Below are 16299 nucleotides of genomic sequence, written 5' to 3'. Positions count from 1 at the left end.
CAATTCGCCTCTAAACGGGTGACAGCAACGCGGGGAAGTGGCTAACGATCCAAATTATCTCAAAACGCCCGCGTTAAGCGCCGGTCGGGCCGTCCCGGTGCAACATTCTCGCCGAAATGACGCCTTTATGGCCAATGCTGCTGCAGTGATGTTTCCAAAGTCACCCTCCAGCGTTGGTAGTGAGGCATGTCGCCTTGAAAGAAGTCAGATGCAAAATGGCGAACGAGCCTTTTATACGAGCGAGAACGGGGACCGGTGGCTGCTTCTTGCGGGAGAAGACGTCGTGTCGGTGCGCCACGTTCCAAATGCCGCTTCCGGGGGACAGCGCAAAACCTACGAGCTGGGAGCCTTCCTAATCGAGGAGCGCCATTCCGCACAAAATCAAGCGCTTCGGGCATTAATCTCGTCATTGACTAGAACCGAAGAAAGCCATCCAGCCGCTGCTCAAGAGTAATTACGACTATTCGACGCGGATGTGACGAGTGCGCCCTCCTCGGTCTGGAAAGGCGCATTGCGGCAGATATCGGTTGATGGCACTGCAGCAGCGGCGATGTCGTTGTCGTTCACGGCCTCGCCTGTGTTGATGCCAGGCTCGCTCGGACAACCCCACGCGTAGAACTGCAACGCATCGCTGCTATCGCACGCCAATTTCGGCTGGTGCGCGAGGCGGTCACCTTCCCGACCAGCGGATTCATCGGGAAGGTGCAGATGCGGTATGCCCTCCATCGAGTTAGGCGTTGCTTGGACTTACCGACAATCGCGCCTAAATGACAAACGTGGGCCCAACGCTCAAAGGGGTCGACCTAGGAGCCGTGGTCGCGAACTCAAGATTTAGACGCTGACTGGGTGCCAATCTGCAGGCTCCGCCCGGCACCTAAGGCAAGCAGCGCCAACACCGCGCAGAGGGCGATGCACGCGACAAGCGTAGGTTGCCAGCTCCCGAGCTTGTCGCGCAATGCTCCGATCAAAACCGGTGCTGTGGCTGACATTAAATAGCCGATCGACTGGGTCATGCCCGAAAGGCTTGCGGTTTGCTGTGCGGTCCGGGTGCGTAGCCCGATGAAGGCAAGGGCCAGAATGAACGCGCCGCCGATGCCGAAGCCGAAGAGCACCACCCAAAGGAGCGCGAAAGTAGGCATCAAGAGCAGTCCGACCAATGCAATTAGACCTGATGCCGCAAGGCCAATGGCGAGACCGCGCTGATCTTTTGCTCGCTGCACAATAGGGACAATCACGAGTGCTGGGAAAGCCGTAGCCAATTGCATGATCCCATGAAGTGAACCTGCCTCGGTGGATGAAAAGCCCTGGGCGACCAGGATAGAGGGAAGCCAGGCGGTGATAGCGTAGTAGACGAAGGAATTGACCCCGAAGAATAATGTGACTTGCCAAGCCAGAGGGGAACGCCATACCGCGCCGCCATGGGGAGGCGTGGCGGTGCCGGGCGACACAGGCGTGTGTCTGTAAAGCTGAGGTAGCCAGAGCAAGACGCTGGCAGCAGGTAGGACGACAAAGGCAGCTAGCGAAATCTGCCAGTTGAAACTGTGGGCCAGCGGTACGACCGCTGCAGAACCGAGCGCAGAGGCAATACCCATAGCAATGGAGTAGATCGCGGTGAGTTTCGTGAGTTGATCAGGAAAATCTCGCTTGATCAGGCTGGGCAACAGAGTGTTGCCCAGCGCTATGCCGGCACCCAAAAGGCAGGTGCCAAGGAACAATCCCCATGAGGGCCCTGCCGATCTTACCAGGATCCCGCCGATCATGACGAGCAGTGCAAGGAGCAATGCACGCTCAAGGCCGTATTCGCGGGCCAGCAGCGCGGCGAACGGTGACACTACGCAGAAGACCAGCAACGGCAGGGTGATGAGAAGGCCTGCCTCGCTCGCACCCATTCCGAAGGTGTCCCTTAGCACGTCGAGTAAGGGACCAACGGCTGTGAAGGTGCCGCGCAGAGTAGTGGAGAAGACGAGGATACCGGCGATAATCCAAAAAGGATTCAGGGGATGGGCGCGAGATGACATTTTGCTCAAAACCGACATGAGAGATCCTGCTCAAATAGAGCTATTGTCGGCTGCTGAATTTAGATATTAGGCCATTTAGTATTTAAAAGCGGCCAATCGTACATGGACTCCCTTCACGCGTGTCTCGCATCGTTCGATCCCGATCTATCCTTGGAACCCGTCTTTGCGGTTTCAGTGGATGTAAAGGAGCATGAAGCCGAGCTTCCCATGCACCAGCACAGCAAGGGTCAACTGGTGATCGCGCTTCAGGGCGGTGTCATGTGTCGGGCGCAGGGTGGTCTTTGGATGGTTCCTTCAGGGAGCGGCGTTTGGATACCCGGCAACGTCCCGCACTCCAATCACGTGGGCGCGAACGGCCGCATTTGCCTGCTCTTCGTTGATCCGGCCGTCACCACCCTGCCCGCGCAGTGTTGCACGCTGTCGCTGACGCCCATGCTGATCGAGATGATCAAGCACATGGCCGCCGTTCCTGCAGACAGCCATGCAGATACCGATTCACATCGACACATGATTGCGCACGTGGTCCTGGAGGAGCTTCGCCGCATGGAAGTCGCCGCCCTACACCTGCCTATTCCAGAAGACCCGACGATGATCCAGATTGCGAATGCTTTGATCGGCGATCCGGGAGATCGCAGCACTGTTGCGCAATGGGCGGAACGTGTTGCCATGAGCGAGCGTTCGCTTGCCCGGCTCGTAAGCAAGAAGACGTCGATGAGTTTTGGGCGCTGGCGTCAGCAATTGTATGTCATCATTGCCCTGCAGAGATTGTCGGCCGGAGCGACGGTGCAAAATGTTTCCGACGATCTCGGTTATGAATCGGTCAGCGCGTTCATAACAATGTTCAAGGGCGCGCTCGGCAAGCCTCCGGGCCGATTTATGGCCGAAAGGATAGCCAGATAATTCCGGCGAGGTCGTATTCCCTAGTGCGCTAATGCCGTCAAAGCCATCGGCATCGCCTCCGCAACGTATGACACGCAGTGATTTCGCCTACCTCCCCTTCCGCGCGGAACCTTCCCGCGAAACGGGAGAACGGGTAACCTTGCCCTTTGAAACGGTGCGTAAGGAGAAAGTCGACTATGACGACAGAGCGCGAGGCGGACTTGTTTATTGCCAACTATCGCGTGCTGCTAAAGCAATGGGCGAAGGTGGTGGCCGGGACGGCCGAGGGCGACAGCGATGGTCTGTATCGCCAGCTCGATGAAGGTCAGGATACCTTGGCTGCCATCGCGACACGGTTTCCTAACAAAGCCTATGCTGTCGACGTGCTGATCAATGCTCGATCCACAACGCCCTATGATCGCGACATGAGCGGAGACAACGCAAATTGAATACTCAGGTCGTTCCCATGACCAAGGAAGATTTTAAGGCCTGGCGCGAGCATATGGGGTTCAACCGAAGGCAGGCTTGTGACGCGCTGGGCCTTGGGCGAAATACTCCCCAGCGGTACGAGGATGGTAAGGCAAATATCCCACTGTATGTCGCTCTGGCCTGCGCCGCCCTGGCACATGGCCTTTCGCCTTGGACAAAGAATGACAACGGGCGGCCCGGAAAGGCCGACCGGGAAACCGTCACGCTAAGCCTGACGCCCACAACCGTCGCCCGCTTTAAAGCCTTAGGCGATAACTGGCGCCCCATTATGGCTGATGTGCTGGAGCACGCCGACAATAAGTAAAGTTAGGAAGACGGGCGCGCTGGTTGGGTGACCAAGTTCGAAGAAGCTCAGCATAGAGCGGCTGAAAAAGACATACGATAACCTCGCCGGGACAATGCAGGTCTGACTATCGTGCTATCGCGATGAGATTTCAGCGCGAAGCGAGGTGGCAAGTCCGGAGATGATCGATCTGACCGAGGTCGTGACCAACCCCTCTATCGCCACCCTGGTCTGACTGCGTGGGAGTCTTAGCGGCGGTTTGCTGCGAAGAAGTGACCTGTCGAGTTACCATTATGTCTTCCACTTCGCCCAGTGCCACTGCTTCGCGAATTCGGCAGCCGTCGTAGTCGACTGACCCGCCCCCCGTAGGCCAGGAGCGAACATCGTTGGCGACCGATTTATGAAATGGGGCAGATAATCGCAAAGAAATCGCCGCCTTACGCCTAAATGAGGTGTCGCCACCGCGCCAAGCCGGTTCTCACTTTTGGAGGTCGGTTTATCGAGGCTCCTCAGAACTTGTGCAACCTCAGAGACCGTTAGTTAGGTGGACCTGATACCCCTCTGGTCGGGTGGCTAGCAGGTTGAACGTCGTCGAACACTGTGCGTCCGCCAAACTGACGGGCGCGCGCCCGTTCGTTGCCAATATAGGATTTGAGCGACGGACCACGAGCCGTGCTTTCCAATGTCCGGGCCTGCGCGTCCAGGCGCTTGAGAGCGGCGAGTTGCTCGTCCTGGCCGAGGCGCGATCGGCCGACGGCATTCTTCAGTACTTGGATGGTCTGGTCATAGACGGTTAGCGGAACCGGAAAAGGATGCCCGTCCTTGCCGCCATGCGCCATGGCGAAACGGGCAGGATCGGAAAAACGGTGCTGCGCGCCGTGAACGACCTCGGCGACCATCGCCAGCGACTCCACCGTGCGAGCCCCAACCCCGGGCACCAGCAGCAGTTGGGCGAAATCCGTCGGCCCGCGATCGGCCGCCGCGGCGAGGCTTCCGTGCAGGCGCCGCAGCAGGACATCGGGTGGCCTTATGTCATGGTGCTCCGGCATCACCAGGTGCGGCAGCAGCGGCTCATCGTCGACCGGTTTCGCACTACCCCGCAAGCGACCGACCTCGCGGACGATTGCATCGGGGCCCAGCGAGGCCAGCAAATCAACGCTGCCCGCCCGTGCCCTATCGGCGCGCTTGTCGGTCAGATTGATGATCTGTCCTTGGGCCTTGCCCTCGATGGCAGCGTGCGGATGCTCGACAAAACTGCCCAGGCCCTGCGAGGTCCAGTGGTATCGGCGGGCATAGCCTGCATCGCCCTTCATACCCTGTTGCACTACCACCCATTTGCCGTCGTCGGCCACGATGAAGCCGTGCAGGTAGAGATCGAAACCGTCCTGGACCGCGGCGCTATCCACCTTGGCGACCAGCCGGCTTGCTGTCGCCAGCGCGGCGCCGTCGAAACCTACCCGGTCACCGACCGCCATCAACTCGCTGGGCGTGTTACGTGAATGTTTGCCCCGACCACCACAGACATGAAGGCCGAGCTCCTTTTCCAGCGGTCCCAGCCCGCGTTTCAAGGCACCGATGACGCTGGTGGTGATCCCTGACGAATGCCAGTCCATCCCCATCACGGCACCAAACGACTGGAACCAGAAGGGATGAGCCAGTCGCTGCAACAACTCGTCGCGTCCGTATTCGATGACGACGGCCTCGCAGATCAACGCTCCGAGTTTGGCCATGCGCTCGCTCAGCCAGCGCGGCACGCGGCCACCATGAAGCGGAAGATCGGCACTGCCGGAACGACTGGTCACTATTATCCTCGCATTATGCCGCCCAGCCTACCATAGAACAAAGCATAAACGAAAGGGCAAGATCTCCGTGAGCCGGCAACTTTTCCAGAGGTGAAGAATTGGAAATCCGCGGGTACCGCCATGCCATCCACCTGATCGAGAAGAGTAGCTACTGTCCCGACACCCGTGTGTTGTCGGTCTGGCTAGCGACGGGCGGAAATCGTTACGACTAACAAAACGTGTCGCCCGAACCTATGGCGCGCTCGCGCTATCTTACCTAACGCGGTTTTTTCAATCGCCGTCGATTTTGCGCCAGCGACGCAATAGTCAGGATCGTGGCGACAAACCATGCTTGAGCTGGATCGGAAGGCCGTGGGACTCGATTATCGCGGCGATCAGATTGTGAACCGCCAAGACATCGCGCCCGCAGGCCACCGGTTTCCGGCACCGGGCGACCGCGTCCGCAAAATCCTCAATTAGGGCTTGATGAGCCTGGCTGGAAAATTCCATTGGATCGGCCCCCGATCCGGAACCAGCATCAGCGCCTTCAAAATCGATGTTGGAGCCATCATGCGACCGTACTGTGAGGTGTGTTCCCGCCAGTGTGGCGCTTCCTGCGACTCCAGTGATTTCTATGGCATCTGCCTGCCCAGGAAAGGCGCAGGTGGTGGCGGTGATGCTGCCCAGGGCGCCATTGGGAAAACGCATTGTCGCCGCTGCCACATCTTCTCCCTCCATGATGTGGACCGGGCTGGTGGAAACAAAGCCTGTTACCGTTTCAGGCATGCCGACGAGCGAGACCATCAGGTCAAGGTTATGGATGGCCTGAGTTAGCAGGACGCCACCGCCGTCGCGTGCCAAGGTGCCGCGCCCGGGCTCGTCATAATAGCTCTGAGGACGCCAGTAGTTTGTACGGGCACTCACCTGGACCAATTGTCCGAGGCGGTCCTGTTCAATGATGGTCTTGAGTTTCAGGGCAGCGGGCCTGAACCGGTTTTGAAGCACCATGCCAAGGATGATTCCCGCCGCATCGGCAACATCCACCAATTGCTCGGCTCGATCGACGCTGACCTCGATCGGTTTTTCCAGCAGCACATGCTTGCCGGCTGCAGCGGCCATTTGCACGATTTCGAGATGCGTATTGGGCGGGGTCAGGACCAGCACGGCATCGACACGCCGATCGTTGAAAATCGCTTCAATCGTGTCCGTTGTTGGAAGACCATGCGCCGCAGCGAAGGCGTCGCGACGTTCGCGCGAAGGGCTGAAGGCGTGGAGGGCTTCGATCCGATCGCGTAGCGCCAATAGCGCGCGTGCATGCGGCAGGGACGCCATGCCCAGGCCAATGATGCCAATGCCGAGTTTTTCAGCCACGGCCGGTTACCGTGCCAGTGCTGGCCAATCGCCTGGTGGTGGCGCTGTCGAATAAATGTGTCGTATCTGGTTGTGGCGCCAGCCACAATTCATCACCAACGCTCGCGGTCAGCCGCTGGCGGAGCAAAGCCGAAATCCGGTCCTCCCCCAATTGCACCACGACAAAGGTCTCCGAACCCGTCGGTTCGATGGTGGTGATCCTGCCGCCAATCCCCTCTCCGGGGTTTGATAGCGTCAGATGTTCCGGCCGAATGCCCAGTGTTGCCGTCAGGCCTTCAGGCGCTCCCGCAGCAGCCTGGACGGGCAGACGGAAGCCGCTGCCGGTTTCGAAGATCTGCTGGCCCTGGTGCTGGCGGACGGTGCCCTTGAGGAAATTCATGGCGGGCGACCCGATGAAGCTGGCCACGAACATATTGGCCGGGAAGTCGTAGAGATCGAGCGGCGTGCCGATCTGCTCCACGACGCCGTCGCGCATGACCACGATCAGGTCCGCCATGGTCATGGCTTCGATCTGGTCGTGGGTCACATAGATGGTCGTGGTCTTGAAGCGAGCATGCATGTCCTTGAGCTCGCCGCGCATCTGCACCCGCAGCTTGGCATCGAGATTGGATAGGGGTTCATCGAACAGGAACACCTGTGGCTGGCGCACGATGGCGCGACCCATGGCAACGCGCTGGCGCTGGCCACCGGACAATTGCTTGGGGAAGCGCTGGAGATAATCAGTGAGGCCCAGAATGCGCGCAGCCTCGCCGACCCGTTGGTTGATTTCGGCCTTGGACTGCTTAGCCAAGCGTAGCGAGAAGCCCATATTCTCGGCGATGGTCATGTGCGGATAGAGTGCATAATTCTGGAACACCATGGCGATGTCACGGTGCTTGGGCTCGACGTCGTTGATGACCCGACCGCCGATGGAAATTTCGCCCTTGTCGATGTCTTCGAGCCCCGCAATCATGCGCAGCAGGGTCGATTTTCCGCAGCCCGAGGGACCCACCAACACCACGAAAGCGCCATCAGGCACTTCGACATTGATGTTGCGGATGATGTCCGTGGGGCCAAAGGACTTGGCTACGTTGGTGATTTCTACGGCAGCCATTTATGCACCTGTGCTGGTTTTGGGGGCCCTGTTCGCGCCCATGCGAGCGGCTGCTTCCACGGCCGCCAGAAGGCTGAGGCCGGTGTGGTAGCCGGGGTCAAGGTCGGGGGTGGCCGGAACGAAGTCGACGGGGCCCTCCCCTGTCATCGTTTGATAGGCGATTGCCGGCTCGCCGCGCCAATAGGTATCGAAAAATGCCGCATGCGCCGTGCGCCAGATATCGAGCACGAGCGCGTTGCCGGTGCGCTCATGGCACAAGGCGGCACTGCGGATGGTTTCGGGCAGTGACCACCACGGGCAGTAGCGACTGGTCGGCTCACCTGTCGCGACAGAAACCGTGAGTGCCACGCCCGGTCCATGGAAGCCGGCCTTAAACGAGGCGATGAGAATAGCCTGCAGGTGTTCGATCAGGGCCGGATTGGCATCGGGGGGCAGATGGTCGAGGGCAAAGCCGACAAATTCGATGCCGTGCCCAACATTGCAGGCATCCGATCCAGGTACGTTGCGCAACAGGCCCGAAGCGGGATCGAGATAGTGCTCAAGGACGTGGGCGATGAAGCGATCGGCAAAGCGGGCAGTGTCGGGCCGGCTGATGCGCTTGAGCATGCCGGCAGCGCCGAGCAGGATCATGCGCGGGCCGAAATCGGCGGGCTGGTTGCCGGCAGTGTCGGCCGAGAGCGCCTGCCGCTCGTCCATCTGAAACCGCCCGCCTTCAATGGCGTCGATGAGCGCGGGAAGCTGGGCGAGGTAGTGATCAAGGCTCGGCCTGTCATAGCGGGCTGCGGCAGAAATCAGGCCCTTGAGAACGAAGATATCGGAATAGGTGTAGATTTCTGCCGGCCGGGCCTGCGGCGCAGTGGCGCCATCTGGTCCGGCGACAACCGGCTCGAGGTTGGTGTCGTAACAGAAATAGGCATGGCCATGCGCTGACCAGAGCTGTTGCAGAATGCCGTAGAGCGGTCGTGCTGCCGCATCGATGGACGCGGCCAATTGGGGGTCAGACGCCGCGAAGAACGCGGCATGCGTCACCAGTGCTTCGAGGCCCCGGCCCTGAATCCAGCCATAAGTGAACTGAGGGCCGCGCAGACCATCGTCCGGGCCATAGTCAGCCAGGGTGATGCTGTTCTGCTTGCTGTTCAGAAAGCCCGGGCCCAGCAAGGGCCGGGCCAGCAGCCAGCGCAGGCTTGTCGCATTGGTATCGGCATAAGTCTGCGTTGCCTGGCCGATGAAGCTTGCCGGATCGCTCATTCCTTGAGCCCGGTACTGGCGACGCCCTGAACGAAGTTGCGGCGCAGGATGACGAAGAGGCTGATCGAGGGAATGAGCACCAGTGCCGATGCGGCGCTGAGGCGGCCCAGATCGACGGTGAACCCGGTCTGGAACAGGGCCAGCCCCACCTCGATCGTATAGGCCTCGCGATTGGTGGCGACGATCATCGGCCAGGCAAAGGCGGTCCAGGCCTGGAAGAACGCCAACACGCCAAGCGCCCCGAGGGCACCGCGCAGCAGCGGCAAGACGATGCGGAAGAATATCCAGAGCTCACCCGCACCGTCGATGCGCGCGGCTTCCAGCAGTTCGTCGGGAATGGAATGGATGACGTTCTGCCGGATCAGAAAGATGCCAAAACTCATGACCAGATAGCCGAGCAGCAATCCCCAGATGCTGTTGAGGATGCCCATGCTTTGGGCCTGGAAATAGAGCGGGATCATGTAGACTTCGAACGGCACGATGGCGGTCGCCAGCACCAGGGCGAAGATCACGTTGAGCGAGCGATAACGGAACTTGGCGAGGATGTACCCGGCGATAGAGGAGGTCGCCAGGATCGCCAGGGTCGACAGCACCGCGAACAGGATGCTGTTGAAGATCCAGCGCAATAGCGGGGTGTCCTGCAGGACGGCCGCGAAATTGTCGATCGTGGGGTTGGCCGGAATAATGGTGGGCGGCCAGGCGAGCATTTCTTGGGGCGTCTTGAAGCCATTGGAGACAAGAAACACCAACGGGAGCAGCATCAGCAGGCTGAACACCAGCAATATGAGGTCGATGCTGCGATCGACGAGCAGCTTGCGCATGCGGCGGCGCTTGCCGCTTTGGGTCGAAGGATTGGCACTCATGCGCGCCCCCTTTCCCGCAACAGGGAGAACTGGATGAGCGTCAGCACCAGCACGATAACGAGGAGGACCACCGCCTCGGACGCGGCATAGCCGACGCGGTAATTGCGGAAGCTGTTTTCCAGCATGTCGAGCACCAGCACGCGCACCTGCCGGCCCGGCGCGCCCTGTGCGTCCGAGGCCAGCACGAAGGCCTGGGCATAGACGTTGAACCCGGACACCAGGGTCACCACCGACACGTATAGCGTGATGGGCTTGAGCATCGGCATGGACAGGAACCAGAATGATTGTGGACCTGATGCGCCATCCAGCTTGGCGGCCTCGAACAGGGATACCGGCAGGCTCTTGAAGCCCACGAGATAGATCAACACTGCATAACCGAGCGCCTGCCACGAACACAGCACGATGACGCTAATCACCGAAAGGGTCGGATCAAACAGCCAGGCCTGAGGCTCGAAACCGAAAAAGGTCAGCACGGCGTTCAGCGGCCCAAGCCGGGCGTCGAAAATCCATTTCCAGGCCATGGCTGCGGGCACCAGCGACACCACATGCGGCAGGAAGATAGCCGTCTCGTAAAAGCCCGATGCCCGCGAACGCGTCCGGTAGTGGATCATCGCCGCCAGCACCATCGCGGTGGGGATGGTGATGATCAGCACGCCGAAGGCAATGATGGTGGTGTTCAGCAGTGCTTCGTGAAACAGGCGGTCGCTCATCAGCTCCTGGAAATTGGCCAGGCCGATGAAGGGCTTGTTCTTGGAGAGAATGTCCCATTTATGCAGGCTCAGCCGCAGGGTCTCAAAAATGGGATACATGCGCAGCCAGGCAAAGAGCGCCAGCGTGGGCAGGATGGCGAGGATCGCAAAGAGCCATCTCTTGCGCCGCAGCATTGCATTCTCCGCTGATGGAGCCTGGGAGGCCGAGGCCATCCCAGGCAGGTTGGCACATGGAGCTCTGGTTTATTCCGCCAGCAGCCCTTCACGTTGCAGCAGGGCGTTGATCTCGTCCTGCATGGCGACCAGCACGGCGTCGATCGCTGCATCATCGCTCGCCAGAGCGGGATTGGCGAATGCCTCGGTCAGCCGCGCCGCGGTCCGGGTGAGGATTTCTTCCACCGGACCGATATTGGGCAATGAGAAGAACTCGTAGGTGTCCGGATAATCGACGAACGCCGCCAAAGCCGGCTTGGCCTTGAGGATCGCGCTGTAGTCCAGGCCGGAACGGTTCGGCAGCCAGCCCACATTGTCCAGAAGCCACAGCAGGTTGTCGGGCTCGTTGGCGGCCTGCGCAAAGGCCCATGCGGCTTCCGCCTCCGCGCCCTCGCCGCTGATCCACAGCGATACAGGCGCCACGATCGAGCCGCGCGGCAGCGTGGCCGTGGCATAGGAGAGGTCCGGTGCCTTGGCAGCGATATCGCCGATGACCCAGGATTCACGGATGAACATCGCGGTCTGCTCACGCTCGAATGCCTCGGCATCGGCCGGCATTTCGATCGTTACGGTCTTGAGCGTATGAACATTCTCCAGATATTGCTTGAGCGCCGCGCGGCCTTGCTCGTTGGCAAAGTCAGCCTTCCACTTACCCGCGGCATCCTGCTCGACCAAGCTCTCGCCGTACTGGAACATATTGATCCAGAACTTTTCGGCAATGCCCTGGCCACCGCCGGACAGACGCAGGCTCCAGCCGGACACGGTGGGGGCACCATTGGCGTCCCGTTGGGTCAGCGCCTCGGCGTATTTCGTGTAGTCAGCCATGTCGGTCGGTGGTTCGGTCAGACCGGCCGCCTCGAACATTTCGGTGTTGTAGTAGAGGGCGCTCTGACCACGGAAGAGCGGCAGTCCATAGACGGTGCCGTCATAGCTGGCGGAGTCGCGGAAGAAGTCGTTGAAATTGGCGGGATCCTGCACGAAAGCCGCAATATCGTCGGGAGCGGCGTTGAACAGCCCATTCTCCAGATAGCGCGTTGCAGTGGAGGTGCCGAGCTCGATGACCTCAGCGGCCTCGCCCGATGTCAGTCCCAGCGCCAGGCGCTTTTCGTGCTCGCGCAGCGCGATGGCTTCCACCTTGACGCTGAGATCGGGGTGTTGTGCCTTCATGCCTTCGGCGACATGCTCATAGAACGGCGCCAATTCCGGATAGCCACTCCAGACGCGGATTTCCTGGGCGCTGACGGCGGGCGCCGCAGCGACTGCGGCAATGCCCATCACTGACCCGAGCAGTGCTAGCCGGAGTGCACTCGCCGGCAAATGGCGGCGTAGCTTCGATACGCTTGTCATGAAAGTTCCCCTTGTTTCGCTCGTTCCCTACACAGGCGATGACGAGAGTTTGTTATGCAACCGGTTGCGCTGTCAAGTGGCGTTCACGAAGCAGCGAATGCGCGGCTTCCGCCAGCGCCTCGGCTGAACCGGGGGCAAAAGTACCTGGCATGCCGATGAAACGATGCGCCTCATCCACCTCATAGCCGCCGAACGCAAACTCGCTGCGCGGTGGGATGTAGCCGGGCGTGCCCTCGGCGTAGGCGAGCACGAATGCCGGCCGCCCCCCACAGGCGCTACGCACCGACAGACCCGTCTCGCTGAAGATTTCCCCTGGCATGGCCACGATGGGAATGCCGCCCCAATCGAGCAGGCTGACCCGGGCGCGCCAGGTACCCGGCACCACATCGCGATTGCGTTCCGCCCACTCGATCCAGTGCCTGAGCAGAGTGGCCCGCACCGGTTCGGCCGTTTGTTGTTCGAGGCGCCAACGAGCAGCCAGGACCGGCAGGGGCGCTGCTTCGAGGCGCGTCAATGCCAGCTCCAACTCACGATGCGCAGCGCGGACGATGTCGGTCGCGGCTTGCTCGCCGGCTTCAAGTGCCGCTGCGGCGATGCGCTCCCCCAGACGCTGCGCCGTGGCAAAGGTGCGGGCGCTGTTGGCCGCCAGAGTCCAGGATGCCTGGGCCGTGTGGCCGGTATTGGCATCGCCGGCGCAGCCGGTGAGAAACAGCGCAACTGCCCCGGGATGCGCGGTCTCCAGCGCCTGGCGAACATAGAATGGATAGTCCGCTGTCATAAGAAGATTGTCCGCGGCCAGCACCACTGGATGGCAGGCATAGGACGCCATCACTGCAATGTAGCGCCCGTCTGCATCGCGAATGCGGATCATTGGTACGGATCGGTCTAAGGGACCATCAACGTGGCGCCGGTTCCAGGCTACAGCGGAATCTCCGCCCATGCCCGCGGCAATTGTCGCGGGTCGCCTGTTTGCATAGGCCAGTCGCAGCGCCTCGACAGCACCGTCTTCGATGTGCTGCAGGAATGCAGGATCGCTGGTCCGGCCCAATCGCCCCTTCATGGATACCGGCGCACCATGGGTATGCGTGGCCGCCACGATGATTCTGTCGTCCGGCAGTGGACTGCGTTGGCGGATCCGGGCCGTCATATCCTCGTGCAAGCCGATCACGTCGAGGACCACGACCGCTGTATCCTCGACTACGATTGCCCGCGCCGTGAGCGGGTCATGCGTGCCCGTCGCCGGCATCGTCCGCGCCGCAAAGCCCGCCAAATGCAGCCCCGCTGCTGGCGTTATGTCGACACTCGCCGCCCCAGCACGGATCATGCCAAAACCCTCTCGCCGCCCAAGAAAACGTCTTCAATCGTCAACTTTTCGTCGCCCGGCGCCCAGGAAAACAGCGTGATATCGGCGCGCTGACCCGGAGCGAGCACACCCCTGCCGCCCACGAAACGTCCCGGATTGCAGGTCGCCAAATTCAACGCCTGCGCCAACGAAATTTCCCCCGCCTTGATGGCGTAGGCGATATTGCGGTCCAGCAAATGCCCTGCCCCCGCCAGATAAGGCGTGTCGGCAACGCTGAGCCGCCCATCCGCAGACACGTCCACGTCCCCGCCAATGGCGCTTCGATAGCGCCCCGGCGGCTGCCCACCCAAAGCGGCTGCGTCAGAAACCAGTATCGATTTGTCCAATGTCTTGGCCCGCAGCATGGCCTTGAGCGTTGATGCGGGTAAATGATGCCCGTCAGCAATGAAACTGGCCGTCAGTCGATCGTCTGATAGTTGCGTCCAGATAAAGTTGGGGTGACGTGGCAGCATGCTGGCAGCGCCATTGCCGAGATGGGTCGACAGGCTCGCCCCTGCGTCCACCGCCGCAGTGATCTGCTCCGGTGTGGCGCCGGTATGGCCAATCGACACCAGCACGCCCTGGGCGGACAGTGCCTCGACATAGGCTCGCGCCTCCGCATAATGCGGCGACAAAGTCACCAGCCCGACCATGCCCTCGGCGGCGCTCTGCCATCGGGCGAATTCATCGATGCTCGGCGGGCGCACATGCTCGAGCGGGTGCGCACCGCGCGGACCATCTGCCGGGTCGAGCGAGGGTCCTTCGACATGCACGAACGCGATCATCTCGGCCAGAAGGGGGCTTTCACGCCTGGCCGCAGCAACGGCACTCAGGGCTTCGCACAAGGATTGCTCGCTTGCGGTGATAAGCGTCGGCGCAAAGCAGGTGACACCCGCCCCAAGCAGGTGACGCGCCAGTTGCTCAAGCGTTTGCAAACTCGGTAGGCCAGCGTTCAGATCATGCCCGGCATAGCCATTCACTTGAAGATCGACGAATCCGGCGGACAGGAACGGCGTCGCATCATCGACTGCGGTGGGACCCATGGAGACGATGCGTCCCTCGCTGCATTCTATGGCGATCCCCTGCCCGTCTGCCGGATCGCGCCCAACAATGCGGGCAGCTTTGCTCACAGCCAGCGCACGCGATCGCGGAACCGCGCCAGGAACCTGCCATTGGCTTCGTCGCCGCCCGGCGCGTTGCCACTGCGCCAGATCGGCGGTTCGACGCCCCGCTCCGCCAGCTTGGCTACGGTACGAATTACCAGACAGTTGAGCGCAAAAGCGTTGGCGAAAGTGGAAACCGCCGCGATGCTCTCGCCGACGCCATCGACAGTCACCAGCGCGTCGCCGATCGGCACCTTGGTATCGATCGCGATATCAACGATATCGTGCAGGTTCTGTCGGGTCGGGTGCCGCGCCGGGTGGGTTGGCGCGCTCCCATTGGCATGGGCGTGTGAGTTGAAGCCGATCAGGAACGCTCCACGCCCGCGCGCGGCTATGGCTGCATCGATCAGCGCTGCGTTAATGCCATAAGCATTGGTGAGAAGCAGCAGATCACCCTCGCCGAGGCGCTGATCGTCGATGACGACCTTGCCGTAGCCCGGCATTCGCTCCACTGCCATGGAACGCAGCGCGCCGTTGGACAGCAGCGTGCCTTCGTCCAGAATGGCGCTGACATGCATCAACCCGCCCGCACGGAAAAAGATTTCCTGCGCCGCCAGATTGGAATGCCCACCCGGGCCATAAACGTAGACCAGCCGATCGGCCTCCACCTGGTCGGCCACCCGGGCCGCAGCTCGATCGAGGGCATCGCGCTCCTCAACCAGAATGGACCGCATCAAGGCGGTGACGTCCGACAGATAGCCCGCGCACAAGGCATCGGCATCGATCACGGAATTATTGGCCATTGGGGTCGGACTCCGCATCAAGGTAAAGGCTGCAATCGGGGTGCTGGCGCAGGATGCTGGCCGGGCACTCGGTGCTGATCGGACCATAAAGAGACGCGCGCACCGCGTCCCGCTTCAACTGACCAGGCACTACGCAAAAAAGCCGACCGGCGCGTATCAGGCGCGGCACGGTAAGGGTAATCGCCTGTTCAGGAACATCATCAAAATTGGCGAAACAATCGTCGTCGACCTGTTGCTGGCGGCATTGTTCATCAAGGGTAACCACCTTGACGTCCAGAGGATCGGCAAAGTCGGCAACCGGTGGATCGTTGAAGGCGATGTGCCCGTTGACCCCGATCCCCAGGCAAACAAAGTCGATCGGCGCCGCAGCCAATAATTGTGCATATCGCGCCGCCGCGGCCGAGGCGTCAGGCTCAGGAACAATGTGATGTACCTGGGCAAACGGCACGCGATCGAACAGATTGTTATCAAGCCATTTGGCGAAGCGCTCAGGCGCGTCGGGAGCAAGACCGATATATTCATCCATGTGAAAAGCGGCAACGCGCGTCCAGTCGATACCCTCGGCGGCGCACAATGAGGCCAGCATCTGGGCCTGGCTGGGTGCGGCAGCGAAAACCATGCGCACATTCTGTTGACGCGCCAGCGCCTCACGCAGGGCATTGGCAATATCTCGGGCTGCGGCCTCGCCCATCAGCGCTCTGGTGGCAAAGGACTGAACGCTCATCAGGCCAGCCTTGCGGGTGGTGTTTGCCCGGG

At 60.9% G+C, this 16299-nt stretch carries 16 protein-coding genes; 4 read left to right on the top strand and 12 right to left on the bottom strand.

The window, feature by feature from the left end:
- Window positions 1–127: 127 nt before the first annotated feature.
- On the top strand, window positions 128–454 hold the full coding sequence (locus tag N8A98_RS01140; protein ID WP_262165836.1) for a hypothetical protein: 327 nt from the start codon (window positions 128–130) through the stop codon (window positions 452–454).
- Between the two features lie 370 nt (window positions 455–824).
- On the opposite strand, the gene N8A98_RS01135 is transcribed toward N8A98_RS01140, so the two are convergent.
- Window positions 825–2036, bottom strand: a complete 1212-nt coding sequence (locus tag N8A98_RS01135; RefSeq protein WP_262165835.1) for an MFS transporter — start codon at window positions 2034–2036, stop codon at window positions 825–827.
- A gap of 189 nt (window positions 2037–2225) precedes the next feature.
- Here N8A98_RS01135 and N8A98_RS01130 point away from each other — a divergent pair, with 189 nt between their 5' ends.
- The 3 genes from N8A98_RS01130 (at window position 2226) to N8A98_RS01120 (ending at window position 3690) form a co-directional block, all read left to right on the top strand.
- Entirely contained in the window at window positions 2226–2918 is a 693-nt protein-coding gene (locus N8A98_RS01130) for an AraC family transcriptional regulator (RefSeq protein WP_262165833.1), read from the top strand.
- Window positions 2919–3094: 176 nt separating this feature from the next.
- A complete protein-coding gene (locus N8A98_RS01125) occupies window positions 3095–3346 on the top strand; it encodes a hypothetical protein (RefSeq protein WP_262165831.1) in 252 nt (83 codons plus the stop codon).
- A 17-nt stretch (window positions 3347–3363) separates the two neighbouring features.
- Window positions 3364–3690, top strand: coding sequence for a helix-turn-helix domain-containing protein (locus N8A98_RS01120; RefSeq protein WP_262165830.1), 327 nt, complete (start codon window positions 3364–3366; stop codon window positions 3688–3690).
- A 515-nt stretch (window positions 3691–4205) separates the two neighbouring features.
- Here N8A98_RS01120 and N8A98_RS01115 read toward each other — a convergent pair.
- The 11 genes from N8A98_RS01115 to N8A98_RS01065 all read right to left on the bottom strand — a co-directional run bounded on the left by N8A98_RS01115 (window position 4206) and on the right by N8A98_RS01065 (window position 16234).
- Window positions 4206–5471 carry a DUF763 domain-containing protein gene (locus N8A98_RS01115; RefSeq protein WP_262165828.1) on the bottom strand — a complete coding sequence of 422 codons (1266 nt, stop codon included), beginning with the start codon at window positions 5469–5471 and terminating at the stop codon, window positions 4206–4208.
- Window positions 5472–5777: 306 nt separating this feature from the next.
- Entirely contained in the window at window positions 5778–6821 is a 1044-nt protein-coding gene (locus N8A98_RS01110) for a Gfo/Idh/MocA family protein (protein WP_262165827.1), read from the bottom strand.
- Window positions 6814–7914, bottom strand: coding sequence for an ABC transporter ATP-binding protein (locus N8A98_RS01105; RefSeq protein ID WP_262165825.1), 1101 nt, complete (start codon window positions 7912–7914; stop codon window positions 6814–6816). Before N8A98_RS01105 ends, N8A98_RS01110 begins: the two co-directional genes overlap by 8 nt.
- Window positions 7915–9162: an AGE family epimerase/isomerase gene (locus N8A98_RS01100; RefSeq protein ID WP_262165804.1), complete on the bottom strand. Its 1248-nt coding sequence runs from the start codon at window positions 9160–9162 to the stop codon at window positions 7915–7917.
- Window positions 9159–10025, bottom strand: a complete 867-nt coding sequence (locus N8A98_RS01095; protein ID WP_262165802.1) for a carbohydrate ABC transporter permease — start codon at window positions 10023–10025, stop codon at window positions 9159–9161. The genes N8A98_RS01100 and N8A98_RS01095 overlap by 4 nt, the downstream gene beginning before the upstream one ends.
- Window positions 10022–10909 carry a carbohydrate ABC transporter permease gene (locus N8A98_RS01090; protein WP_240229474.1) on the bottom strand — a complete coding sequence of 296 codons (888 nt, stop codon included), beginning with the start codon at window positions 10907–10909 and terminating at the stop codon, window positions 10022–10024. The genes N8A98_RS01095 and N8A98_RS01090 overlap by 4 nt, the downstream gene beginning before the upstream one ends.
- A 69-nt stretch (window positions 10910–10978) precedes the next feature.
- Window positions 10979–12295, bottom strand: a complete 1317-nt coding sequence (locus tag N8A98_RS01085) for an ABC transporter substrate-binding protein (RefSeq protein ID WP_262165797.1) — start codon at window positions 12293–12295, stop codon at window positions 10979–10981.
- Window positions 12296–12347: 52 nt separating this feature from the next.
- Window positions 12348–13619 carry a neutral/alkaline non-lysosomal ceramidase N-terminal domain-containing protein gene (locus N8A98_RS01080; RefSeq protein WP_262165795.1) on the bottom strand — a complete coding sequence of 424 codons (1272 nt, stop codon included), beginning with the start codon at window positions 13617–13619 and terminating at the stop codon, window positions 12348–12350.
- Window positions 13616–14767: an N-acetylglucosamine-6-phosphate deacetylase gene (locus N8A98_RS01075; protein WP_262165793.1), complete on the bottom strand. Its 1152-nt coding sequence runs from the start codon at window positions 14765–14767 to the stop codon at window positions 13616–13618. Before N8A98_RS01075 ends, N8A98_RS01080 begins: the two co-directional genes overlap by 4 nt.
- A complete protein-coding gene (locus tag N8A98_RS01070; RefSeq protein ID WP_262165791.1) occupies window positions 14764–15543 on the bottom strand; it encodes a sugar isomerase domain-containing protein in 780 nt (259 codons plus the stop codon). Before N8A98_RS01070 ends, N8A98_RS01075 begins: the two co-directional genes overlap by 4 nt.
- Window positions 15533–16234, bottom strand: a complete 702-nt coding sequence (locus tag N8A98_RS01065; RefSeq protein WP_262165917.1) for a glucosamine-6-phosphate deaminase — start codon at window positions 16232–16234, stop codon at window positions 15533–15535. Before N8A98_RS01065 ends, N8A98_RS01070 begins: the two co-directional genes overlap by 11 nt.
- Between the last annotated feature and the right edge of the window lie 65 nt (window positions 16235–16299).

This window comes from Devosia neptuniae, assembly GCF_025452235.1.
Taxonomy (GTDB): Bacteria; Pseudomonadota; Alphaproteobacteria; order Rhizobiales; family Devosiaceae; genus Devosia.
Note: the sequence above shows the minus strand (reverse complement) of the source record. Positions and strands in the feature narration are given on the sequence as shown.

Excerpts from the sequence above, each read along its gene's own strand:
- N8A98_RS01140 (WP_262165836.1), top strand. The coding sequence starts at position 128 with ATGGCCAATGCTGCTGCAGTGATGTTTCCAAAGTCACCCTCCAGCGTT.
- N8A98_RS01135 (WP_262165835.1), bottom strand. The coding sequence starts at position 2,036 with ATGTCGGTTTTGAGCAAAATGTCATCTCGCGCCCATCCCCTGAATCCT.
- N8A98_RS01130 (WP_262165833.1), top strand. The coding sequence starts at position 2,226 with ATGCACCAGCACAGCAAGGGTCAACTGGTGATCGCGCTTCAGGGCGGT.
- N8A98_RS01125 (WP_262165831.1), top strand. The coding sequence starts at position 3,095 with ATGACGACAGAGCGCGAGGCGGACTTGTTTATTGCCAACTATCGCGTG.
- N8A98_RS01120 (WP_262165830.1), top strand. The coding sequence starts at position 3,364 with ATGACCAAGGAAGATTTTAAGGCCTGGCGCGAGCATATGGGGTTCAAC.
- N8A98_RS01105 (WP_262165825.1), bottom strand. The coding sequence starts at position 7,914 with ATGGCTGCCGTAGAAATCACCAACGTAGCCAAGTCCTTTGGCCCCACG.
- N8A98_RS01100 (WP_262165804.1), bottom strand. The coding sequence starts at position 9,162 with ATGAGCGATCCGGCAAGCTTCATCGGCCAGGCAACGCAGACTTATGCC.
- N8A98_RS01095 (WP_262165802.1), bottom strand. The coding sequence starts at position 10,025 with ATGAGTGCCAATCCTTCGACCCAAAGCGGCAAGCGCCGCCGCATGCGC.
- N8A98_RS01090 (WP_240229474.1), bottom strand. The coding sequence starts at position 10,909 with ATGCTGCGGCGCAAGAGATGGCTCTTTGCGATCCTCGCCATCCTGCCC.
- N8A98_RS01085 (WP_262165797.1), bottom strand. The coding sequence starts at position 12,295 with ATGACAAGCGTATCGAAGCTACGCCGCCATTTGCCGGCGAGTGCACTC.
- N8A98_RS01080 (WP_262165795.1), bottom strand. The coding sequence starts at position 13,619 with ATGATCCGTGCTGGGGCGGCGAGTGTCGACATAACGCCAGCAGCGGGG.
- N8A98_RS01070 (WP_262165791.1), bottom strand. The coding sequence starts at position 15,543 with ATGGCCAATAATTCCGTGATCGATGCCGATGCCTTGTGCGCGGGCTAT.
- N8A98_RS01065 (WP_262165917.1), bottom strand. The coding sequence starts at position 16,234 with ATGGGCGAGGCCGCAGCCCGAGATATTGCCAATGCCCTGCGTGAGGCG.